The following is a 22,315-nucleotide window of genomic DNA, read 5'->3' on the forward strand; positions in this document are numbered from 1 at the left end:
AATGCGCCCGATGAGCGCCCGGCAATGGCCCACGCCCTTGGGTTCCGATGCGATCCGCACCGCGATGGGCTCCGGGAAGACCCGATCACTGCAAGGCCTGAAGCCTTGGTCCGTGCGGCCCACCCATCGGCTTGCACGGCGCGCTGGCGCATGAATCGGCACCCCTCCATGGGCAAGTCCTGCCGGGGAAGCCGCCGCTTTACTACATTCGCAGCCCCTGAATGGGGACCAACCTGCTCAAAAGCGCGCCCCGAGCGCCTTGGCGAGCCGGATGGCCAACGGGCCTAACGCAGCCCGGCAGCCGACGCCTACCAAGGGCGGTGGCCGCGATATGCGGGACAAGGCACTTCGGGGTGTAGCGCAGCCCGGTAGCGCACTTGCATGGGGTGCAAGTGGTCGCTGGTTCGAATCCAGTCACCCCGACCGGTGAACGAAGCCCGCAACGCCAGTTGCGGGTTTCTTCGTTCCGTACCACGGCGTGCTTGCACAAGCGGTCGCACGGAACGAAGGAACCAAGCGGCACGAAGGGCCGCCCGCTTCGGTTGCCGTGGCCTCCCCCTCTTGGAAAGACCGACCGAAGGGAGGTCAATCCAGTCACCCCGACCGGTGAACGAAGCCCGCAACGCCAGTTGCGGGTTTCTTCGTTCCTTACCACGGCGTGCTTGCACAAGCGGTGGCACGGAACGAAGGAACCAAGCGGCACGAAGGGCCGCCCGCTTCGGTTGCCGTGGCACCCCCCTCGGTGGGAATCGACCGGTCCATCGCCTGTGCGGTCCATGCCGTACACTGCACGCTTCTCCGGAGTCCGTGCAGACTTCGCCGCAGGCGGGCGAATCCGCCTCACATGAACGGAGTGGCCAGGGCCAGCGCTGCAACCGCCAGGTACACGGCGAGGGTGACCCAGGCGTAACCGTCCCTGATGGTGCTGGTGCGTGGCATGGCGGAGGTTCTACTGGAGCGAAAGTGCGACCGGCCACGTTCCCCGAGCGTTTCGAGCAGGTCAAATCGGCACGGCTTGCGAACATCGCGCTGTGCGTTGCTGTTGTTACGAGCGGCCGACCGGAGGTACCGACGGGACAGATTCCGTTGCACCCCTGGATACTTTTGGCGCCCCGTAAACGCATGCCCTACCATCGCGTCCTCCTGTTCGCTGCGGTCCTGTTCCAGGCTCTCGCGGCCTTTGCGCAGCGCTCTGCCACCGTCAGCGGCTACGTGAAGGACGCCTCCAGCGGCGAGACGCTGATCGGCGCCAACGTCTACATCAAGGAGACCATGCGCGGAGCCGCCACGAACGTGGCCGGCTATTACGTCCTCAACGTGGAGCCCGGCACCTGGACCGTGGCGATGAGCTATATCGGCTTCGAGGAGTTCACCAAGAAGGTGACGATCACCGGCGACCTCAAGCTCAACATCGACGCCCGCCCGAAGGCCATCATGGCGAAGGAGGTGGAGGTGGTAGGCGAACGCAAGCAGGACAACACGGAGGACACGCGCATGGGTACCGTCGACCTGGATGTGCAGCGGCTGCAGACCCTGCCTGTCCTGCTGGGCGAGGTGGACATCCTCAAGACCATCCAATTCCTGCCCGGCGTGAAGAGCAACGGCGAGGGGAACAGCGGCTTCTATGTGCGCGGGGGCGGTCCCGACCAGAACCTGATCCTGCTCGACAACGCCACGGTGTACAACGCCTCCCACCTCTTCGGCTTCTTCAGCGTGTTCAACGCCGATGCGGTGAAGAACATCGAGCTCATCAAAGGGGGCATGCCGGCGAACTACGGCGGCCGCATCTCCTCGGTGCTCGACATCAACATGAAGGAGGGCAACGAGAAAGCCTTCCACGGCCAGGGCGGCATCGGCCTAATCGCCTCCCGCCTCACCCTGGAGGGGCCGATCGTCAAGGACAAGGGCTCCTTCATCGTCTCGGGCCGGCGCACCTACATCGATGTGCTCACCAAGCCCTTCATCAGCGATACGGCGGCCTTCGCCGGCTCGGGCTACTACTTCTACGACCTCAATGCCAAGGCCAACTACCGCCTGGGCGAGAAGGACCGGGTCTACCTAAGCGGCTACTTCGGCCGGGACGTCTTCAGCTTCCAAGGCCAGGGCTCCAACGGGCCCAACTTCCGGATCCCCTGGGGGAATACCACCCTGAGCGCGCGGTGGAACCACGTCTTCGGCCCCAAGCTGTTCCTCAATGCCACGGCCACCTTCAGCGATTACAGCTTCGAGTTCGCCGCCAAGCAGGACCAGTTCGCCTTCAGCCTCTTCAGCGGCATCAAGGACTACGGGCTGAAGGTGGACCTCTCGCACTACCCCAACGCCCGGCACCAGCTGAAATACGGGGGGCAGTACATCTATCACATCTACACCACCAGCACGGTGAACGTGAGCAGCGGCGACACCGAATTCAACATCGACGCTCCGCCGAAGCTGCACGCGCACGAAACGGCGCTCTACGTGATGGATGACTTCGATGTGACCGATGCGCTCCGCATCAATGCCGGGGTGCGCTTCACCCGCTTCGACCATGTGGGGCCCTACACGGACTACATCCAGGACGACCGCGGCCGGACCGTACGCAAGGACGAGATCTCACCGGGCCGCCCCATCGCGAGCTACATGGCGCTCGAGCCGCGGCTGAGCATGCGCTACCGCACAGGCCCCAACAGCAGCATCAAGGCCTCCTTCAACCGGGGGCAGCAGTACGTGCACCTGGCCAGCTTCAGCTCCGTGGCCCTGCCCACCGATGTGTGGATCCCCAGCGGCACCCGCGTGAAGCCCCAGATCGGCACCCAGTACGCGGCGGGCTACTTCCGCGACCTGTTCGAGGACGTGGTGGAGGCCTCCATCGAGGTCTATTACAAGGACTTCGACAACCTCATCGAGTACGCCGAAGGCGCGCAGCCGCAGGAGAACGGGAACGCTAACTACGACAACCAGCTCGTGTTCGGCGACGGCTACAGCTATGGCGCGGAGCTCTTCCTGAAGAAGCGAACCGGCAAGTTCACCGGCTGGTTGGGCTACACCTGGAGCAAGACCATGCGGCGCTTCCCGGACATCAACGAAGGCCGTGAGTTCCCCAGCCGATGGGACCGGCGGCACGACCTCAGCGTGGTGGCCTCGTACGACCTCAACAAGCGCTGGTCCTTCGGCGCGGCCTTCGTGTACGCCACGGGGCAGGCCGTCACCATCCCCGTGAACCGCTACTTCATCGAAGGGCGCCTGGTGAGCGAATACACCGAGCGGAACGGCTACCGCATGGCCCCCTACCACCGCCTCGACCTGAGCGCCACGCTCAACGGCCGCGACACCCGCGAGGTGAAGGACCCCGCCACAGGCGAGGTGCAGCAGGTGCCCAAGCGCTTCACCAGCAGCTGGACCTTCGGCGTTTACAACGCCTACAACCGGATGAACCCCTACTTCATCTACTTCGATGCGGCGGGCAATCCGGCCGAAGGCAACTTCCAAGTGGTGGCCAAGCAGGTGTCCCTCTTCGCCATCCTCCCATCCGTCACCTGGAACTTCAAGTTCTGACCATGCGCCGCCACCTGCCCATCGCCCTGCTCAGCGCCGCCATCCTGCTGGCCGGCTGCGAAAAGGAGATCACCGTAGAGCTGCCCGACACCGGCGCCAAGGTGGTGGTGGAGGGCAGCATCGAGAACGGCCAGCGGCCGATCGTGCTGCTCACCCGCACCCAGAGCTACTTCGCCCCTACCAACCTGGCAGCCATCGCCGCGGTCTTCATCAGCGATGCCGATACGGTGACCGTCGATGACGGAACCACCGTGCACGGACTGGACCGCATCTGCAGCGCAGGCCTCCCGGATTCCGTGCTGGTCCTGGCTTCGGCGGCCACGGGAATCGACATCAACCTGCTGCGCGCGGCGAACATCTGCGCCTGGACCTCCACCGCGCCCGACGGGCTCGTGGGGGAGCCCGGCCGCACCTACCGCCTGCGCGTGCTGGCCGATGGCCAGGAGCTCACGGCAGTGACCACCATACCGCAGGTCGCTCCGCTCGATTCCGCCTGGTTCCGCCTGGCCAACGAGCGGCCCAACGACGACAGCCTCGGCTTCATCTGGGGCCGCCTTTCCGACCCGGACACCATCGGCAACGCCTACCGCTGGTTCGCCCGGCGAATCAACCTTGGGAGCAATGGCCGCCCGAAGGACGACCGCTTCATCTCCCCGTTGTTCGGCGCGTTCGAGGACCGCTATGTGAACGGATTGACCTTCGACTTCGACTACAACCGCGGCAACGTCGCCTTCAGCGGCGCGGAGGATGACAACAACGAGGAGAGCGGCTACTTCAAGCGCGGGGACACCGTGGTGGTCAAATTCGCCAGCATCGGCCAGGCGGAGTACCGCTTCTTCAACAGCTACTCCATCAACGTCACCTCGCAGGGCGATGCATTCAGCAACCCCTCGAACGTGCGCTCCAACATCAACGGCGGGCTGGGCATCTGGGTGGGCTACGCCTCGTGGCTCGACACCGTGGTGTGCGCACCGTGACGGCGGTCACGCGCAATGGCCGGGTCGCGGTTAGCTTTGCCGCCCCTGAACCATGAGCACACCTGAGCACGTCCACTGCCTGATCATCGGGAGCGGCCCCGCCGGCTACTCCGCTGCCATCTACGCCGCCCGCGCAGACCTGAAGCCCGTGCTGTACGAGGGCCCGCTGCCCGGAGGCCAGCTCACGCAGACCACCGAGGTGGACAACTACCCCGGCTACCCGGATGGCCGCACAGGCCCTGAGCTCATGGAGGACCTGAAGAAACAGGCGCTGCGCTTCCAGACCGACGTGCGCCACGGATGGGTGACCAAGGTGGATTTCTCCGGCCCCGTGCACAAGGTCTGGGTGGATGACACCAAGGAGATCCACGCCGATGCGGTGATCATCAGCACGGGCGCCAGTGCCAAATGGCTCGGGCTGCCCAATGAGATCCGCCTGCGCGATATCGGCGGCGGTGTCACCGCCTGTGCCGTGTGCGACGGCTTCTTCTACCGCGGCCAGACCGTGGCCTTGGTGGGCGCCGGAGACAGCGCCTGCGAAGAGGCCACCTACCTGGCCAAGCTCTGCCCCAAGGTGCACATGCTCGTGCGCAGCGACCGGTTCCGCGCCTCCAAGGCCATGCAGCACCGGGTGGAGAACACGCCCAACATCGAGGTGCATTTCAACACCGAGGTGAAGGACGTGCACGGGGCCGACCGCGTGGAAGGCCTGACCATCGTGAACAACAAGACCGGCGCCGAGGGCCGCCTGGATGTGACGGGCCTCTTCCTCGCCATCGGCCACACGCCGGCAACGCAGATCTTCAAGGGCTGGCTCGACATGGATGAGCAGGGCTACATCAAGCATGCACCGGACAGCACGCGGACGAACGTGCCGGGCGTGTTCGTGGCGGGCGATGCCGCGGACAAGGTGTACCGCCAGGCCATCACCAGCGCAGGCACCGGCTGCATGGCAGCCCTTGATGCCGAGCGCTACCTCGCCGCCCGGGGCCATTGAGCGGGCGCCGTTCGAGCGGCCTGCACGGGGGCGGCGTTCCGACGTCTCAGGGCACAGCCTGCCATTCTCCGTACTCCAGCCAGAAGCGGACCAGTTCCCGCTGCTTGAAGGGAATGTCCCAGTCGCCGTCGTAGTCGACGCGCACCGGTACCAAGGCATCACCGATGCGCACGTTGCGCACATGGATCGTGATGTCGAAATCGAGGAACACCGACGCATGCGCGATGCGGTAGCTGCGCGCGAGCACATCACCTGTAGCCTGGTCGAACCAGGTATCCATGGTCTTGATCACCGTGCGGCCGTCGCGGAAGCCGGGCTTGGCCTGGGCGCTGAAGACCCAGCAGGGGCGCCCGCCCCGCTCATCGGCCCAGATGCGGAAGTCGTAGAGCGGCGCCATCTCCGGGCTGAAGAGCGCGAGCTTGTCGCCGATGAAGGGCACGCTGGCGATCTCGGTGCCCGGGTCGAACATGAACTTCTTCAGCTCGCCCTTGTACTTCTCGAAGCGGTTCCCGCGCTCCACCTCCAGCCTCCTGCCGGCCACGGTGTTGTCGGCGGTGAAGGCGCCCTTCGGGAAGAAGACATCATCGTACATCTCCACGGTGAGATAGCGGTACTCCCCCTTGCGGTCGCGCAAGCGGCCCGTCTCGCGCACCGAATCCACCCGCTGCTCGGCCCGCCGGCCATCGCGCACGAGTCGCGCCCTCCGGTACATCGTCGCCGTCTCCCGATCGCCCTTGGCGCGCACGCGCACCTCGGAGCGCAGGAGGTGCGGATGATGGCGCGTGTTGAGGAAGGCCTTGTGGAAGGTGGTGTCCGTGCGCACGCGCCGGACGAAGGCCGCCACATCGAAGCCCTCTGCCTGGGCGGAGATCACCACCTCGTCCAATGCGATGTGCCGCAGCAGCGTGTCGGGCTGCGCCCTGAGCCCATGCGCCGCTGGCAGCACCGCCAGCAGGGCAATCAACGCCCGAACAAGGCAGCGCGGGCGGATGGCCTGGGTGCTCGACACGGCGTTCAGTGCCTGCGCGTTGGGCCGAGGCTGCCGTAGAGCTCGTACTTCTTCTTCACGTAGAGCAGGAACTCGTACTGCGTAAGCCCCTTGATCACCTCGTCCGGCACGGCGCAGAAGTCGATGAAGTCATCGAAGGCCTCATCGCTGAGGTTGATGATGTCGTACTCCACGTACTTCTGCAGCAACTCGCGGAGCAGCTCCCGTTTGCGGTCCTCATTGCGCATCTGGGCCACGAGCCGCTTGCTGCGCTCGCGGCGGCTGAACTCCTGGTAGAGGAAGGTGATCGGGCTCTGCAGGGCGTCGACCTGGCTGATGCGGTAGTCGCTGTCGCGGTAGCCGAGCTTCTCGATGTCCTTCTGAATCTGCTCCAAGGTGCGCGGGCTGAGCACCTCCACCTCCGGCAGGCGGACCACCAGCGGCAGCAGGCGCACCAGCACGCGGTACTCGGGCTTGGGCACGCTGTCGGCCATGGTGATCATGGCCGTGCGGTGCCCCACCGACCCGATCAGCAGCGTATCGGTGCGCAGTGCCTGCACCACGAAGCTGCCATCGGGATTGCCGAACGCCCCTGTGCGCGAGCGCTTGTTCACGATCATCAGGTCGTAGTACGCGCGGTCGTTGGCCGAGGAGGTCACCTGGCCTCTGATGGTGACGAGGTCCTGCGCCCAGGCCGCGGTGGGCAGCAGGGCCAGCAGCAGGACGAGGCGGACATGGCGGATCACGACGGCCAAAGGTACCGGGCCGCACGGGCCAACATCGGGCCAAGCGCGGTCGACCCGTGAAAAAAGGTGAAGGGCCCCCGCACAGGCCGTCGCCGTGCAGGAGCCCCTCATGAAGGCCTGTGCATCTGTAAGCCGGGTCCTGTATCCCGCTCGCACGGGACCCCCACCATCTATCTGGGACCGCGCTCACGCGCGGCCTCGATCGACCTACCCTCCGGGATCGGACGGGCCGCCCTTATCCGCCTTGCGGCGAAGCCCCGGTATACATGGTCTTTCAGCCCGTGGGGTTTACCAAGCCGCCGATGTCGCCACCGGCGCTGGTGGTCTCTTACACCACCTTTTCACCCTTGCCTGCCTTGCGGCCGGCGGTTTCCCTTTCTGCGGCACTTTCCGTGGCGCCGCTGTTCCCAGCGGCACCCCTTCCCGTTAGGAAGCACGGTGCCCTACGCTGCCCGGACTTTCCTCCGGCCCGCTTGCGCAGACCGGCGGTGGAGCGATGCACAGGATGCCAAGGAACGGAATGCGCCTAGCGATGGCGCAGGATGATCACCTCCGTGGCGCCCGATCCGTAGCGCCGCATGTCGGCGTCGTGGAACTGGACGCCATCGTAATACTGAAGCACCTTCCGCACCTCCTCGCGCAGCACCCCCTCCCCCACCCCGTGGATGACGATGAGCTTGCGCTTGCCGTTGCGGATGGCGCTCTCCAGCGCGCGCTCGAAATAGCGCATCTGGAACTCCAGCTTCTCCCCGTCGCTCAGCCGCCGCTCGTCGTCCACCAGCTCGTGCAGGTGCAGGTCCACTTCCGCCACGCTGTTGTCCTCGGGCTTCTTCGGCGTCTTGCCCGGCCTGATGGACGGGCGCTTCCCGCGCTTCTCCTCAAGGATGTCATTCGCCACCCGCATGCCCACGGCATGGTCCGACACCCGGAGATGCGCCTTGCGCTGCTCCTCCTGCACCGCCACCAAGCGCCGCTCGGGCTGCTCCAATTCGAAGCCGTCGTCCGTGCGCAGCACCACATGCCCGGGGCGGCCGGGCCGGAGCACCACCCCACCGCCCACCTCATCGATGTAGGTGACACGGTCTCCCGGCCTCAACTTTGCAGCGGACATGCCGCAAAAATACCGAACCCCAGCTCCATGACCCGTGCCCTGCCCTTCCTGCTGCTCGCTGCGGCGAGCCTCGCCGCCCATGCCCAGACGGAGGGCACCTGCATGGCCACCGGCGGAAAGGCAGCGCTCGACAAGCTGTTCGAGCAGGAGCTGCACTATCCGGCCGTGGCCCTGGAGGCCGGCATCAAGGGCGAGGTGGTCGTCACCGCACGCCTGGCCCCCAACGGGGAGGTGCGGTCGCTCCGGGTGGGCAAGGCGCTCTCGCCGGAGTGCGATGCCGAAGCGCTCCGCGTGGCGCGCATGGTGCTGTGGCGGCCGGCCACCGCCGGTGAGCTCTGCTCGGGGCAGGAGCAGCATCTCGCCATCCCCTTTGAACCGGGCCGCCATAAGCGCTGGGCCAAGGAACGCAAGGTCCGCACAGGCGAGCGCTTCACCCTTCCGGCGGACACGTCCCGCTCGGTGCATGCGCCCAAGCAGGTCGACTCCCAGGTGCAGCCCGCCATCCCCAATGGCATGAGCGGGCTGCCTTCCTACATCGCACGCGAGATGCGGTACCCGGCCGAGGCCATGCGCTACAGCCTGGACGGCACTGTGAAGGCCGAGTTCGTGGTGGAGCCCACCGGCAGCGTGACCAACATGCATGTGCTTCAGGATGTGGGAGGCGGCTGCACGGACGAGGCGCTGCGCCTGCTCTACCGCATCCCGTGGGAGCCGGGCATCAAGGACGGCCAACGCGTGCGCAGCAGCATCCAGGTCAGCATCCGGTTCGACCTGCCGAAGGAGCGCCGCTGAGGTGCCGCCTATCATGCCGCCATGGAGGAGCGCGGCCCTTGGAAGACCCTCAAGGTGTAGGAATGCTCCGCCGATATTGGCAGAGATGGGACTTGCATGATTCAACAGGACTTCTACCTTCGGTTTCAATTCATTTGGAGAATGCAACAGCCCAACAGCCCAACAGCCCAACAGCCCAACAGCCCAACAGCCCAACAGCCCGACAGCCCGACAGCCCGACAGCTCGACAGCTCGACCGCAGGCGCTTATTGCTGCTCTCTCCTCTGCATGCTCAGCAAGGAGTATCCACCAATCCTCCAGTTTGGTTCGTAGCGCCTTCAGCGCTTTAAGCTGGCGGCTGCTGATCTCCTTCTTCCTTGTCGGAATCTGTCTATTTGGCACGAATACCTCTAACGGCCAGTTCTATGTGAACAGGGATTGGGTGCAAGCGAATTGCCAACCCGCCGAATTGAATTGGGCGGCGAGCGTCAAGGATGGACAAGGGCACCTGGCGGTGGTGAGCAACACCACCGTAGCGCCCGGAGACGTTGATATCCTGGTCACGAAATACGGGCCTGCTGGCGATGTAATCTGGCAGCAGACATATGGAAGCCCAGGTGGCGGGCTGGATTACGGCATTGCAGCGACCGCGACAGAAACAGGCGGATTCGTGGTCACCGGAGTTGTTAGCCTGGCGAACAGCGCGCAGGATATTGTGGTCATGATGCTCTCAGGCAACGGTGATGTTGAATGGACTGCCCATTGGAACAGCCCGTACAACGGAGCAGACATTCCCGGCGCGATCCTGCGCACCAGTGATGGCAGCATCTACGTGGGCGGAGCAACTGCCGTGAGCCTGAGCAATAGCGACTTCCTATTGCTCAAGTACGCTCCGAACGGCACGCTACTCTGGTCGGCCACCTATGACTACAGCGGCTTCCACGATGGGGGAGTCGGATTGGCCAACGATGCCGATGGGAACCCCATCATCACCGGTGCATCGGCCAGCGACCCGTTGAATTGGGACTACGCAACGGTGAAGTACCATCGGCTCACGGGTGCCCAGATTGATGAGGCCCGGGTGAACATCCCCGGATTGGGGCTTGACCAAGTGCTCGCGTTCGACCAGGACGCGCAAGGTTCCGTCTACATCACCGGCTTCAGGGAGGTGAACGGGCAGAAGGACGCACAAACCGTGAAGATATCGAGCTCGTTCGAAGTGGACTGGGTCGTGAACTTCGACGGCGGAGGGCTTGATGATGCCGGCAAGGCCGTGAAGGGAGATGACCAAGGGAATGTCTATGTGGCCGGTTACACCCGGAAGAGCAACGGCGGCACGGACATCATGGTGATCAAGTATGATGGCTCCGGTACGGCCCTTTGGGAGAAGCGCTATTCCGCCTTGGACCCCACCCATGCCTGCGAAGCACAACGAATGGCGGTGACCAATGACGGAGGCGTCATCGTGGTCGGAATCGCGAACAATGGCGTCAACGACAATTTCCTGACGCTCATGTTCGGCGGAGACGGAGCGCTGCAATGGGATAAGGAGTACGATGGCCTTGCAGGCGATGACCGCGCGCTCGACCTCTTGGTAGAGGGCAACCACGTCTACGTATGCGGCCCTTCCCAGACCATCACGGGGCCGATGATGGCCACCTTGAAGTACACAGCCACGTTGAAGCCTGATGGCTGGCTATATGATACCGAAGGCAGTCCCCTTTGCGTAGCTGAAGAGGTCGTGGTGAAGTTCAATCGAAGCGTGATCAATTTGGATGCTGTTGATGACCCTCAATGGGAATTCGGAACCTTGGACAAAATCGTGTCGGACAGTCTCGCCGGTGCCATCGGGGAGAAGCTCGGCATAGGCGCTACAGCAGGACGAAGACTCCCTGTTTACAAAGTCTTCCGCTGGATGACCTCAGCGGACAGCATCACCATCACCCGGCTCGGCGAGGAAGAACCCGTGCCCGATTTCTGGACAACCTTCCTTCTCGGCATCGGCCCTGTGCTCGATGTGCAGGTTGCTATCGACAGCTTGAGCACCATGCCCGAGGCGATCTTCTATGCATGCGCCAATACGGTGTATGAGCCGACGAACCTGCCGAACGACCCCTTGCTGTCCAGGCAATACAGCATCGTGCCCATGGAGCCCTATCCGGATGCCAGCATCAACATGGAACCGGCATGGGGAATCAATACCGGCAACCCGGCTATCAAGGTCGGCGTGGTCGATCACACCACGTATGGAGACCATGAGGATCTCTCCGGGGTGGTCATTGGCGGGTTCGACTGGATGAGCAACACGCCCTATGAGCCGGGCTCAGTGGGCCAAACCGAACACGGCACCGCCTGCGCAGGCATCATCGCGGCCAAACGGAATCGGAATAGCCGGAATCGCGGGCGGCGATCACGACGGCACCGTTTCGCCCGGCTGCTCGCTCGTAAGCCTAGGCACCAATTATGAGAGCACGAATGCCGCAGTGGCCATCATTCACGGTTCGGGTGCTGTGCCAGGCAACTATTACCCAGGCTACGTGCCCGGCCAATTCCCATGGTACGGCGTGCATGTGCTCAACAATAGTTACGGTTGCTACTTGAACACCATCTTCTGCTACAACCCGCTCATGCGTGATGCCGTGCAGTTCGCCTACCGGAACAAAACGGTGTTCGCTGCCGCCCGTGGCAACTCGGGAACCACGGTAGGCTTCCTGCCCGCCACGCTGGGCGGCAACAACCTCAATGACCATGCTGTGCTCAGCGTGGGTGCCAGCGGAATCGATGGAGATTACATGTCTGGATCGACTCTTGGAGATTTATCCAGCAGCTTTAGCCAAGGCATGGACCTCATCGCACCGGGCACAGTTCGCCTGGTCACCTCCACAGCCGATGCGCCCTTCAACTTCGCGCAGTGCATACCGGCACCGACAGGCTACGATTGCTTCCGTGGCACCTCCGCAGCTTCTCCGCATGCTGCCGGGGTTGCGGCCCTCATGCACAGTGGGCATAACACCATCAGCAATGCCTACATGAACAATCTGGCGCCGGAGGACATCGAGCGCATCTTGGAGAAGAATGCCTATGACGTTGTTGGTGATCCCTTCAGCGGGTGGACAATCGGCTACGGTGCGTACAACGGCCATGGCCTATTGGATGCGGGAGCCGCGATGGAGCAGGTGGCCTATCCGTACTACGTGTACCACAACCAGCCTCCCGCCAGCTCCTCCTTCGTGCAGTTCCCGGACCAGCTGGTTTACCTGAGCGGCAATGCGGCTGGGCAGCCCAATGGGTACTACTATGCCACGCGTGTGGATGCCACGCACACCTATGTTGATGCGTTCCCGACCACTGATTTCATCATCGGCCATTGGCCGCGCGAGAGCAGCACCACAGGCTCCTTTCCGGAGAATAGCATCAGCAGCAGCTACGGCAGCACTTACGAGGCGGTGGTCACCGACCACACGGCCCAGATCACCATGACCACCACGGGCTGGTACATCATCGCCAGCAGCTCGGGTCAGGCGGTGTCCGCCTGGTGGCCCAGCAATCCCTTCCAGGCCAAGACCGCGTATTCGCTGCACTTGCACAAACAGCTCTCCGTAGGCGAATCGGAAGCGGAGGAAGGAGCTTCCGAGGCCACGCGCTTATGGCCTAATCCGGCCACGGATCGTGTGCAGATCGACTTCAACCACACGACTGCTTCGCCCGTGGATATCCTCGTGGTTGACGCTATGGGCCGGTTGGTGAAGCGACATCGCGTACCTGCCGGCGCAGACCGTGATGCAATCAGCCTGCATGGCTTGGCTCGCGGTGCTTATGCTGCGCGCTTCACCTGGGACGGTGAGATCAGTAACCATTCCTTCATCATCTACTAGTCCGGCCATGAGAACCCGAGCGTCCCTCTACTTGCTCCTCTTGGCCGCTGCCGCGTGCCGCAAACCTGAGCCTGTGCCACCTTGCCCAGCGAATGGCGACGCACCCGGCCCCTGTGGGTCGCATACGCCTTGCACCCCATTGCCCCAGCCTCCTTTAGGCGGCGATTGGACCTTGCAGATACAAGAGGATTTCGTGAAGCACGCAGTATTCAATCCGGCCAATGGTGACGAAATCCTGGTGCAACGTGATCCCAATGGTGGTGGGTGGGCGAATTCACAGTTCTATCGCTTGAACCTGAGCACAGGCACATTTCAACTCGTGCATGAGGGCGCATTCACATACAGTCCGGCTTGGGGTCCGAGCGGCTGGATCGCCTTCACCCAGGCCAGTGCACCCAACTGGAACATCTGGAAGGTTAAGTCCAACGGCGACAGCCTGACTCAACTCACGTTCACGGGTAATTGCTTCAGGCCGATCTGGAACCCGGACGGAACAGAAATCGGATACAGCACGGGAAATCTGTCACAAGCACCCCTGAATTCCCTGAGCATACGGATTGCCGCTGATGGCAGCGCCATTGACACCCTCTGGGATTGCATGGCATTCATGAACTCCACTGAATGGGTGCTCCCAAACATGACCATCAACTCTGTGCGGTATTGCCTTAGGCACCTGCACTTTCGAGAGTGATTGCGAATGGCACATCGCGCACGCTTTAGAGCAGACCCTGATTGACACCAGCGGACTGATTCAAGGGAGCACATACATCCCAGGGATGAATGCCGTACTCTGGTCGCATAGAACGGGGCTCTACAGGACGGATTTGGCTACAGGTGCCACTCAGCGCTTGGTGGAGACCTACAACTCGAGCTATTTCACGGATCTCGATTACTCGCTTCACACGGGCAAGCTGCTGGCCGTGCGCTGGCGTGCCAGCACCCCCGATGGCGTGATCCTGAACATGGAGAACGATGTGCTGCTGATGAATCCCGATGGAAGTTGCCCGCAGGTGATCCAGATACCATGGCCGCAGTAAGCCCTTGACCCATGCGTTCATCCTGCCTGTGCATCGGCCTGCTAGCCGCGCTAGCGGCCTGCCGCAAGCCTGAGTCTGTGTGTCCCGAACCGCCAAGCGCAGGCGCTGGGTGGCCGTGTGGCACGCATGCCGATTGCATCCCTCTCCCAGACCCACCGCTGGGCGGTGATTGGAACTGGCAGGTCGAGGAGAATTTCGTTGGCCACGCGGTTTTTAATCCGAATAGTGGCAACGAAATCTTGATTGAGCGCGTAGCGTATGGAAGCAACTGGACGAATTCGCAACTCTACAGCTATAACCTCAGCAGTGAAGTGCTTCAGTTGGTTTTCCAAGGCCCCCTGAGCGGCTCCAAATCTTCCTGGGGAACAAGCGGCTGGATCGCCTTCACCCAGGCCAGTGCCCCCAATTGGAACATCTGGAAGGTGAAGGCCAATGGCGATAGCCTCACGCAGCTCACCTTCAATGGCAATAGCTTCAGACCGCTGTGGAGTCCCGATGGCACACAGATCGGCTACGAGACCGGTGCGCTCGGTCCGCCGCAATACAACATGCAGAACATCAGGATGACCAGCTCTGGCACGCCAATCGACACACTGTGGAACACAGGGGCTTTCGCCGGCCAAGCGGTCTGGGCGTTGCCTAACAGAACATTCAATGTGTTCGCTTGGGTGTACTCATGCCATTGGGAGGGCAATCCCAGCACGGACCTGATCTACCAGCTTCCTGACTCGATCATGCAGAATGGCCTGCCTAAAGGTGCAGCTTACCTACCAGGCTCGCATAGCATGATCTGGTCTCATCTAACTGGGTTGTACAGAACCGACTTGACCAGTGGCGCTACCGAGCGGCTCTTGGCCACCTGCAACTCCAGCTATTTCATGGATCTCGATTACTCGCCGCATACGGGCAAGCTGCTGGCGGTGCGCCGGCGGGAGAGCACTCCCGATGGCGTTATCCTGAACATAGAGAACGATGTGATGCTGATGAACCCCGATGGCAGTTGCCCGCAGGTGATCCAGATACCATGGCCGGGGTGAGGCCTTGATGCACAAAGACGCGCAATTGGTGCGTTCAGCCCCGCTTGAGTCGGGAGTCCACCCTCATCTGCCGAAGGAGCGCCGCTGAGGTGCCGCCTATCTTGCCGCCATGGAGGAGCGCGGCCCTTGGAAGACCCTGAGCATCGAGGAGCGGTACAGCACGGCCTGGATCAGCGTGAGCCATCACGAGGTCATCGACCCCAGCGGCCGGGAGGGCATCTACGGGGTGGTCCACTTCAAGAACCTGGCGGTGGGCATCATCCCGCTCGATGCCGAGGGCAACACCTGGCTCGTGGGGCAGCACCGCTACCCCATCGACGCGTACAGCTGGGAGATCATCGAGGGCGGCGGCTCGCGCCAACGGCCTCCGCTGGAGAGCGCCCAGCGCGAATTGCGCGAGGAGGCGGGGATCGTGGCCGAGCAATGGACCGAGGTGCTGCAGATGGACCTGAGCAACAGCGCCAGCGATGAGGTGGCCATCATCTACGTGGCGCAGGGGCTCACCTTCCACGAGCCGGAGCCCGACCACAATGAGCAGCTGGAGCTGCGCAAGGTGCCCTTCGCCGAAGTGGTGGGCATGGTGATGCGCGGCGAGCTCCGCGACAGCCTCACCGTGGCGGGCGTGCTCAAGGTGGACCGCTTGCTGCGCGATGGCGCATTATCGCTCCGGGCTTGACCGGGAGTCGCGAAGGCCTCAGCCCCGGATCCCTTCAGAAGTGGAGCCAATGCCCCTTCCACTCCCCGTTGCTGCGGTATTCCAGCGCGGGCGCCGGCACCTTGATGCTGTTGGCCAGGAAGAGGAGCGTGCGCACCACGCGGCTCTTCGTCTTGATCCGCGTCAGGTCCACGTCGGGCGAGAGGTAGAACTGCCGGAACACAGCCGGGCCACCGACCTGCTCCAGCGGGTACGCGCTGATCATGCCCTCGGCGCCATAGCCCACGGCGATGTTGAGCCACTTCGGCAGGCGCGTGCTGCCGCTCAGGCCAGCCAGGTTGCCGCTGAGCCAGAGCGTGACGCCGTTGTAGTCCTTCAGCAGGCGATCGGCGAACCCTTCACCCAGCAGGTCGGGGCGCTGCGCTGCGTACGGCGTATGGCGGAGCGAGATCTTCAGCGCCATGCGCTGCTCGCCCCAAGCGGCATCCTGCGCGATGAAGAGCCCCGCGCCCGCGGCATTGGCGGCCATGTCGCTCCAAGAGAAGCCCCAGCCGGCCGAGGTCCCATCGAGGATCTCGATGCCGGTCATGAAGGCGAGGCCCACCGAGCCGCCGACCCACCGAGCCGAGCGGTCATTCGACCCGCAGTGCTTCATGGCCGCATGGCCCCAGGCCCCGAGCATGTAGCCGCTCAGCAGGTGGCCCGTCTTGTCCATCAGCAGCCACTCGTCCGAATCATCGAAGGTGCGCAAGGGGCCCCTGTCGTATTGCGCATACCAAGCCTGGTCGAGCCCGATGTAGGCCACCGTGGCCGCCACGCCCGCACCGGCGGAGATGAAGGCGATGCAGCGCTTGCAGGGCCGTTCGCACGCCACCGATGTGTCCGGCTCCTGGGCCGATGCGTTCCCGGACAGGAGCAACAGGCAAGTGCTCGCGCGGAACACGTGCTTCAGGAGCCGCATGGCGCAAGGTATCGGCGCGGCGCGCTTCAGGCGCCGATGGCCTGCTTGCACGCGGCCAGGATCGCCTGCGCGCCGGCCATGGTGCCCGACTCCGCGTAGCAGCGCAGCACGGGCTCGGTGCCGCTGGCGCGGATCATGAGCCATTGCTCGTCGTCGAAGTGGTACTTGTAGCCGTCGATGGTCTCCAGGCGGCGCACCTCCAGGTCGCCGAAGCGCGTGTAGGCGTTGGCGGCGCAGTTCTTCAGCACCTGCTGCTTCAGCGCCTCGCTGATGTGCAGGTCGTTGCGGTCATAGGCGAAGGGCCCCACGATGGCGTACACCTCCTGGATCAGCTCATCGAGCGTCTTGCCGCTCTTGGCCATGAATTCCCAGATGGTGAGCCCCATCCAGATGCCGTCGCGCTCGGGGATGTGCCCCTTGATGGCGATGCCGCCGCTCTCCTCGCCGCCCAGCAGCACATCCTCGGTGATCATCAGACCGCTGATCCACTTGAAGCCGATCTTGGTGACGCTGTACTCCAGCCCGTAGTGCTCGCAGAGCTTCTTCACCTTGGGCGTGGTGCTCACGGCCACCACCACCTTGCCGGTGAACTTCTTGTACTTCACCAGGTAGTGGATGAGCAGGAGGATGATGTGGTGCGAGTCGATGAACTCGCCGCGGCCGTTGTACAGGCCGATGCGGTCGGCATCGCCGTCTGTGGCCAGGCCGCAATCGATGCCGCCCTGCTTGATCAGCGCGCTGAACTCCTGCAGGTTCTTGTGGATGGGCTCCGGCGCCTGGCCCATGAAGGACGGGTTGTAATCGCAGTGAAGGAGCGCGGCATCGGGCAGCAGGCGGCGCACCACGTTCTGGCCGGCGCCGTACATGGCATCGTAGCCCCAGCGCATGCCGCATTCGCGGATGGCCTTCATGTCGAAGCTCTTCTCCACATGCTCCACGTACATGTCCTCGAGGGCGATGTGCTTCAGCAGGCCGTCCTTGCGCGCCTGGGCCAGGTCGATGGCATCCAGGTCCACGCCATGCGCATCGGGGATCATGTCCTCCACTTGCTGCACCTCCTCGGGGATGAGCGGACCGCCGTGGATGCCCTTCAGCTTGTAGCCGTTGTAGCTGGGCGGGTTGTGGCTGGCGGTAAGGATCACGCCCATGCCCGCCTGCACGCGCTGGGCGCCCAGGCTCACCATGGGAGTGCTGACGAAGCCCTGGGCGAGGTGCACCTCGATGCCGCGGCTCACGAACACCTTGGCGCAAGTCTGGGCGAAGAGCTCGCCGGCGAACCGGCAGTCGTGGCCCAGCACGATGCGGGTGTTGCCGGGGTGGTTGCGGACCACCCACTCCGCCACGGCCACGCTCACGCGCGCCACATTGTCCACGGTGAATTCCTGCGCAATGATGGCGCGCCAGCCGTCGGTTCCGAACTTGATCTTGGTCATCGATGGTGAATTGTCGCTGCGGCCCTTCCGGAGCGGCCGCGAAAATAGGTTTCCCGTGCAGCCCTGTCAGCGGTAGATCCGGCGCTCGTTCAGCGCCTTCTGGTAGCGGCGGGCGTTCACCAGGTGCTGCTCGTAGGTGCGCGCGAAATCGGTGTAGCCGCTCAGGTCGGCCCGCGCGCAGAAATACAGGTAGTCATGGCGGGGAGCGGTCAGCACCGACTCGATGAAGCGCGGCTCGGGCATGTTGATGGGGCCGGGCGGGAGCCCTGGGTTCTGATAGGTATTGTACGGCGAATCCACCAGCTTGTCTCGGTTCAGCACGCGGTTCACGCTGTCCAGCCCGAGGGCGAACTTGAGCGTGGGGTCGGCTTGGAGCGGCATGCCGATGCGCAAGCGGTTGAGGTAGACCCCTGCAATGGTGGGGGCATCGATCATGCGCACGGTCTCGGCCTGCACGATGGAGGCCAGGGTGGAGACCTCCGCCGGCGTAAGCCCGAGGGCTTCTGCCTTCGCCCGCCGCTCCGCGTTCCAGAAGGCATCGTACTCCTGGCGCATCCGGGCGATGAACCGCTCGGGGGTGGTGGTCCACCACAGCTCATAGGTGTTGGGCAGAAACAGGCCGATCATGGTCGCCTCATCAAGTCCGGCCGCGCGCTGCTGCTCCGGGTCGAGGAAGGCGCGGAGAAAGGCGATGGAATCGGGCTCCAGTGCATGGTCCAGCCGCCCGGCCAGCTCCTGCAGGTGGTCCACGTTGCTGAACGTGACCCGCACGGGCTCCTGCTCCCCCGCATGCAGCATGCGGGCCAGGGCGCGGGCGCTCATGCCCCGCCGGATGCGGTACCGGCCCGGTTTGATCCGGCCGCGCTCAGCCAGCCGGCGGAACACCTGTTCATTCCCCACGGCTCCGATGCGGCGCAGGCTGTCCATGGCGGCATCGAGGCCGGCTCCCGTGGGGATGAGCACCACGCGGCTCTCCTCCGCGAAGCGCGTGGCAGGCCCCATCACCCCGCGCCAAACGGCGAATGCAGCAATGCCGGCTGCGGCCGCCACAATGGCACCCGCGATGATCCACTTGCTTCTATGCCCCGCCATGCCTCAGGCCGCGATGGTGCCATCGAACACATGAACGGCCGGGCCGATGAGCCGTATCCTGTGCCAGCCCTCGCGATCCGCCCGTTCGGCCTCCACCAGCAATTGCCCCCCGCGCGTGATGACGCACGCGGGCGATTGCGATTCATGCCGTGCCATCGCGCTCAGCGCAGCGGCCACCACGCCGGTGCCGCAACTCAACGTTTCCGCCTCCACGCCGCGTTCAAAAGTGCGCATGCGCACCGTGCCTTCGCGCACGCACACGTAGTTCACATTGGTGCCGCCGGGGCCCCGCCGCGGGTCGTGCGCGCGCTTCGGGCCATCCACCATGACCTCCACCGCATCCACATCGGGCACGCGCACCACCTCGTGCGGCGATCCGGTATGGACGAAGTCGTGGTCGTCGTGCTGCGCCACGCAGGGCACGGAGCCGAGCGTCACCGCCACCTCCTCGCCATGCCATGCGCCCTGGTGCCAGCCATCGATGGCCGTGAAGCGCGCCTCCTCCACACGGCCGTTGAGCGCACTCCAGAAGGCGAAGGCGCAGCGGCTGCCGTTGCCGCAGAAGCTCCGGCTCGCATCGGGGTTGTAGAACTCCATATGGAAGTCCGTGCCCGTCGCTCGCGGCGCCTGGATCAGGATGAGCCCATCGCTCCCGATGCCGAAATGCCGGTCGCAGAGCCGCCGGATGAGGCCCTCGTCACCCGAGGGGAATGCGCCGGACCGGTCATCGACCATGATGAAGTCGTTGCCGGTCCCGTGCCATTTGGAGAAACGGATCAGCATGAGGCCGTAAAGATGGCGCACCCGGCCGGGCTCACTGCGCGTCCGAATCGGTTCGTGCGTCCTTCTTCGGGCCGGCGGTCCAGCGCTCGCTGCCGTCGTCGTACCACCGCACCATCTCGCGCACGCCATCGGGAATGCTGAAGGGCGCCTGGCCCACCGCCTCGATCGTGCGGTCCATGGGGGTGATGTAGTCGGAGGTCATGCTTCGGTAGCGGCCGCTGGTGATGGGGAAAGGCAGCCCGACCGCCTTGAAGGCATCGCCGACGAGGGCGATGGAGCGCACCAGCAGGCTGGGGATGTACCGCACCGGCCGGCCGGTCAACTGCTTCGACACCTCCTCCACCCATTCCTTGAGGTCGAAGGGCGGGTCGCCCACGTAGAAGACCTTCCCGTTCACCGTGGCGTCGGGTACGGTGAGCATCCGTTCGATCTGCCACACCACATTGCCCACATAGCCGTAGGAGCGGACCACGCGCTGCCGCCCGGGGTGGAAATAGAGCCCCTTGCGCATCACCTTGAACAGGACGTCGCGGTAGCGCAGCGACCACGGGCCCCAGATGGTGGTGGGCCGGATGATCGTCCAGGTACAGGCCAGGCCGGCCTCACGCGTGGCCATTTCGGTGAGCCGCTTCGACTCGCCGTAGACCGTGAATGGCTTGAAATCGAGGTCGTGCCGGGGCTGGTAACCGGCCTCGCAGACGAACTGCGTGCTGGTGATGATGATGCGGCGCACGCTGGGGCATGCCTTCACTGCCTCGAGAAGCCGCCGCGTGCCCTCGTGGTTCTGCCTGTAGGCGTCCACATCCACGGGCTCCTCGGTGTCCGTGCGGGCTGCGAGGTGCACCACGTGCGTGGGCTTGAAGGCATCGAATGCGGCGGCCAGGGCTTGCCGGTCCATGATATCCGCCTCGCGCCAGTGAACGGCGTGGGCCGGGTTGAGCGGAGGATTCCAGTCCAGGTTGAGCAGCGGCACGCCCAGGGCGGTGAAGCGCTCCACCAGATTGGTGCCGATGAATCCCGAGGCGCCGGTGACCAGCAGCCGCATCCCCTCACTCATTCCAATGCGGATAATTCGCGCTCCATGGCGCGTTGAAAGGCCTCTAACGTGAACCGTTGCTCAAAGATGCGCCGGCCGGCCTGCCCCATGCGGGAGCGGAGCCCGGGATCCTGTGCGAGCTGAAGCAACCGTGCGGCCACGGCGCCGGTATCCCTAACCGGTACGAGGAAGCCATTGACGCCCTCCTCCACCACCGACGGTATGCCCCGCCAAGTGGTGCTCACCACGGGCTTGGCGAACTGCATGGCCTCCACCAGCACCAGACCGAAGCTCTCCGCCTCGAAGTAGGATGGGAAGCAGAAGATATCGCATGCCGCGAATCGGCGATCCTTCTCCGTGCCCTGCAGCACGCCGAGGAACTCCACCCTGTCCTTCAATCCGCGCCCAGCGATGAACGCCATGCTCCAGGCCTTGAGGGGCTCCTCGCTCCAACGGCCCATGACCCTCAAACGGGCATCTACACCAAGGTCGAGCAGCTGCGCGAAGGCCTCCAGAAGCACCCGCACGCCCTTGCTTTCCACCAGCACGCCGACGAAGAGGATCTCCAGCGGCTCACCCGGCCCTGAACAGCGCTCAGGCACCTGTCCGCGATGATCGGGGATGCCGTTGGGCACCACCGCATCGCGCAGCGCCCCCAAGGCCATGCCATCAGGTGGATTCTGCGGCGCAGTGCGTATGGCCAGGTGGGGCCTGCGGTAGGCGAACCGGAAGAAAGGGCGGAAAAAGCCCGGCAAGCGCTCCTCGAAACCGGAGACGCCTCCGGCATGGAAGTGGAACACCACCTTGCCGAAGAGCCACCGGGTGGCGCACAGCAGGGCGATGTCGCGTAGCACCGGCACCATCTGAGGGCCGCTCGGGGGGTAATAGAGCACGGTAGTGCCGTGCCTGAGCCTCGCCCACCAGATGCGGGCAATGGTGCCGGCGAGCACCGCCAGCTTGCCTACCGCGAACTTGCCCACGCTTTCCATGTCCGAGGAGAATGCCATCCGCACATGGAACAGCCTGATGCGCTCGTACCGGCCATCCAGGAGGGCTTGGATCATGACGGCCTGTCCGCCGAACGGTGGCGGGGTCTGGCCGACCACCAGGATGCGCATGGGGGAACGGGGCACCCGGCAAAGCTACCGGCGGCCCCTCCGCGAGGCCGAGTCCGTGCCGCAAGCATTCAACAATCGGACGTGGAGCCCCATCGGGGGAGAGGCGGATTCGTCGAAAGCCACGGCGCCTCCGTCGAGTTTGGGGAACATTGGCTTGGCGGGGG

At 64.1% G+C, this 22,315-nt stretch carries 19 protein-coding genes, 1 tRNA gene and 1 other RNA gene; 11 read left to right on the forward strand and 10 right to left on the reverse strand.

From position 1 onward, the window contains the following. The first annotated feature begins 349 nt into the window (after positions 1–349). The 4 genes from QY325_09980 to trxB all read left to right on the forward strand — a co-directional run bounded on the left by QY325_09980 (position 350) and on the right by trxB (position 5,508). Positions 350–423: transfer RNA gene (locus tag QY325_09980), tRNA-Pro, on the forward strand. Between the two features lie 699 nt (positions 424–1,122). Beyond that, positions 1,123–3,534, forward strand: a complete 2,412-nt coding sequence (locus QY325_09985; protein ID WKZ65091.1) for a TonB-dependent receptor — start codon at positions 1,123–1,125, stop codon at positions 3,532–3,534. Between the two features lie 2 nt (positions 3,535–3,536). Next, the gene (locus QY325_09990; GenBank protein ID WKZ65092.1) at positions 3,537–4,511 is read left to right on the forward strand and encodes a DUF4249 domain-containing protein; all 975 of its coding nucleotides are present in this window, start codon (positions 3,537–3,539) and stop codon (positions 4,509–4,511) included. Between the two features lie 52 nt (positions 4,512–4,563). After that, the gene (gene trxB, locus QY325_09995; GenBank protein WKZ65093.1) at positions 4,564–5,508 is read left to right on the forward strand and encodes a thioredoxin-disulfide reductase; all 945 of its coding nucleotides are present in this window, start codon (positions 4,564–4,566) and stop codon (positions 5,506–5,508) included. A gap of 46 nt (positions 5,509–5,554) precedes the next feature. Here the strand turns inward: trxB and QY325_10000 are convergent, their stop codons facing one another. The 4 genes from QY325_10000 to QY325_10015 form a co-directional block, all read right to left on the reverse strand. Beyond that, positions 5,555–6,472, reverse strand: a complete 918-nt coding sequence (locus tag QY325_10000) for a hypothetical protein (protein WKZ65094.1) — start codon at positions 6,470–6,472, stop codon at positions 5,555–5,557. A gap of 50 nt (positions 6,473–6,522) precedes the next feature. Beyond that, complete coding sequence (locus tag QY325_10005; protein ID WKZ65095.1) at positions 6,523–7,242, reverse strand: hypothetical protein; 720 nt, start codon at positions 7,240–7,242, stop codon at positions 6,523–6,525. Positions 7,243–7,354: 112 nt separating this feature from the next. Further along, positions 7,355–7,747: RNase P RNA component class A (rnpB, locus tag QY325_10010), an RNA gene on the reverse strand. A 21-nt stretch (positions 7,748–7,768) separates the two neighbouring features. Continuing rightward, positions 7,769–8,353 (reverse strand): Smr/MutS family protein, encoded by a 585-nt coding sequence (locus QY325_10015; protein ID WKZ65096.1) that lies wholly within the window; start codon positions 8,351–8,353, stop codon positions 7,769–7,771. Between the two features lie 27 nt (positions 8,354–8,380). Between QY325_10015 and QY325_10020 the strand changes: the two genes are divergently transcribed. The 7 genes from QY325_10020 (at position 8,381) to QY325_10050 (ending at position 15,749) form a co-directional block, all read left to right on the forward strand. Further along, positions 8,381–9,145 (forward strand): energy transducer TonB, encoded by a 765-nt coding sequence (locus tag QY325_10020; GenBank protein WKZ65097.1) that lies wholly within the window; start codon positions 8,381–8,383, stop codon positions 9,143–9,145. 301 nt (positions 9,146–9,446) lie between these two features. Then, complete coding sequence (locus tag QY325_10025) at positions 9,447–11,591, forward strand: hypothetical protein (GenBank protein ID WKZ65098.1); 2,145 nt, start codon at positions 9,447–9,449, stop codon at positions 11,589–11,591. Further along, a complete protein-coding gene (locus QY325_10030) occupies positions 11,521–12,999 on the forward strand; it encodes a S8 family serine peptidase (protein ID WKZ67975.1) in 1,479 nt (492 codons plus the stop codon). The genes QY325_10025 and QY325_10030 overlap by 71 nt, the downstream gene beginning before the upstream one ends. Before the next feature lie 193 nt (positions 13,000–13,192). Further along, positions 13,193–13,690 carry a hypothetical protein gene (locus tag QY325_10035; GenBank protein ID WKZ65099.1) on the forward strand — a complete coding sequence of 166 codons (498 nt, stop codon included), beginning with the start codon at positions 13,193–13,195 and terminating at the stop codon, positions 13,688–13,690. Positions 13,691–13,775: 85 nt separating this feature from the next. Beyond that, entirely contained in the window at positions 13,776–14,036 is a 261-nt protein-coding gene (locus tag QY325_10040; protein WKZ65100.1) for a hypothetical protein, read from the forward strand. 11 nt (positions 14,037–14,047) lie between these two features. Then, complete coding sequence (locus tag QY325_10045; protein WKZ65101.1) at positions 14,048–15,073, forward strand: hypothetical protein; 1,026 nt, start codon at positions 14,048–14,050, stop codon at positions 15,071–15,073. 109 nt (positions 15,074–15,182) lie between these two features. Next, positions 15,183–15,749, forward strand: coding sequence for an NUDIX hydrolase (locus QY325_10050; protein ID WKZ65102.1), 567 nt, complete (start codon positions 15,183–15,185; stop codon positions 15,747–15,749). Positions 15,750–15,783: 34 nt separating this feature from the next. Here the strand turns inward: QY325_10050 and QY325_10055 are convergent, their stop codons facing one another. The 6 genes from QY325_10055 to QY325_10080 form a co-directional block, all read right to left on the reverse strand. Continuing rightward, positions 15,784–16,689 carry a DUF2279 domain-containing protein gene (locus tag QY325_10055; GenBank protein ID WKZ65103.1) on the reverse strand — a complete coding sequence of 302 codons (906 nt, stop codon included), beginning with the start codon at positions 16,687–16,689 and terminating at the stop codon, positions 15,784–15,786. Positions 16,690–16,715: 26 nt separating this feature from the next. Further along, positions 16,716–18,122: a phosphoglucomutase/phosphomannomutase family protein gene (locus tag QY325_10060; protein WKZ65104.1), complete on the reverse strand. Its 1,407-nt coding sequence runs from the start codon at positions 18,120–18,122 to the stop codon at positions 16,716–16,718. A gap of 66 nt (positions 18,123–18,188) precedes the next feature. After that, complete coding sequence (mltG, locus tag QY325_10065; GenBank protein ID WKZ65105.1) at positions 18,189–19,214, reverse strand: endolytic transglycosylase MltG; 1,026 nt, start codon at positions 19,212–19,214, stop codon at positions 18,189–18,191. A 3-nt stretch (positions 19,215–19,217) separates the two neighbouring features. After that, positions 19,218–19,997 (reverse strand): diaminopimelate epimerase, encoded by a 780-nt coding sequence (gene dapF / locus QY325_10070; GenBank protein ID WKZ65106.1) that lies wholly within the window; start codon positions 19,995–19,997, stop codon positions 19,218–19,220. 31 nt (positions 19,998–20,028) lie between these two features. Then, positions 20,029–21,054 (reverse strand): NAD(P)-dependent oxidoreductase, encoded by a 1,026-nt coding sequence (locus QY325_10075; protein WKZ65107.1) that lies wholly within the window; start codon positions 21,052–21,054, stop codon positions 20,029–20,031. Next, positions 21,051–22,166, reverse strand: coding sequence for a glycosyltransferase family 4 protein (locus QY325_10080; GenBank protein WKZ65108.1), 1,116 nt, complete (start codon positions 22,164–22,166; stop codon positions 21,051–21,053). The genes QY325_10075 and QY325_10080 overlap by 4 nt, the downstream gene beginning before the upstream one ends. Positions 22,167–22,315 lie beyond the last annotated feature (149 nt).

Source organism: Flavobacteriales bacterium (assembly GCA_030584065.1).
Taxonomy (GTDB): Bacteria; Bacteroidota; Bacteroidia; order Flavobacteriales_F; family PHOS-HE28; genus PHOS-HE28.

Excerpts from the sequence above, each read along its gene's own strand:
- trxB (WKZ65093.1), top strand. The coding sequence starts at position 4,564 with ATGAGCACACCTGAGCACGTCCACTGCCTGATCATCGGGAGCGGCCCC.
- QY325_10050 (WKZ65102.1), top strand. The coding sequence starts at position 15,183 with ATGGAGGAGCGCGGCCCTTGGAAGACCCTGAGCATCGAGGAGCGGTAC.
- QY325_10015 (WKZ65096.1), bottom strand. The coding sequence starts at position 8,353 with ATGTCCGCTGCAAAGTTGAGGCCGGGAGACCGTGTCACCTACATCGAT.
- QY325_10045 (WKZ65101.1), top strand. The coding sequence starts at position 14,048 with ATGCGTTCATCCTGCCTGTGCATCGGCCTGCTAGCCGCGCTAGCGGCC.
- mltG (WKZ65105.1), bottom strand. The coding sequence starts at position 19,214 with ATGGCGGGGCATAGAAGCAAGTGGATCATCGCGGGTGCCATTGTGGCG.
- QY325_09985 (WKZ65091.1), top strand. The coding sequence starts at position 1,123 with ATGCCCTACCATCGCGTCCTCCTGTTCGCTGCGGTCCTGTTCCAGGCT.
- QY325_10040 (WKZ65100.1), top strand. The coding sequence starts at position 13,776 with ATGAATGCCGTACTCTGGTCGCATAGAACGGGGCTCTACAGGACGGAT.
- QY325_10055 (WKZ65103.1), bottom strand. The coding sequence starts at position 16,689 with ATGCGGCTCCTGAAGCACGTGTTCCGCGCGAGCACTTGCCTGTTGCTC.
- dapF (WKZ65106.1), bottom strand. The coding sequence starts at position 19,997 with ATGCTGATCCGTTTCTCCAAATGGCACGGGACCGGCAACGACTTCATC.
- QY325_10060 (WKZ65104.1), bottom strand. The coding sequence starts at position 18,122 with ATGACCAAGATCAAGTTCGGAACCGACGGCTGGCGCGCCATCATTGCG.
- QY325_09990 (WKZ65092.1), top strand. The coding sequence starts at position 3,537 with ATGCGCCGCCACCTGCCCATCGCCCTGCTCAGCGCCGCCATCCTGCTG.
- QY325_10020 (WKZ65097.1), top strand. The coding sequence starts at position 8,381 with ATGACCCGTGCCCTGCCCTTCCTGCTGCTCGCTGCGGCGAGCCTCGCC.
- QY325_10075 (WKZ65107.1), bottom strand. The coding sequence starts at position 21,054 with ATGAGTGAGGGGATGCGGCTGCTGGTCACCGGCGCCTCGGGATTCATC.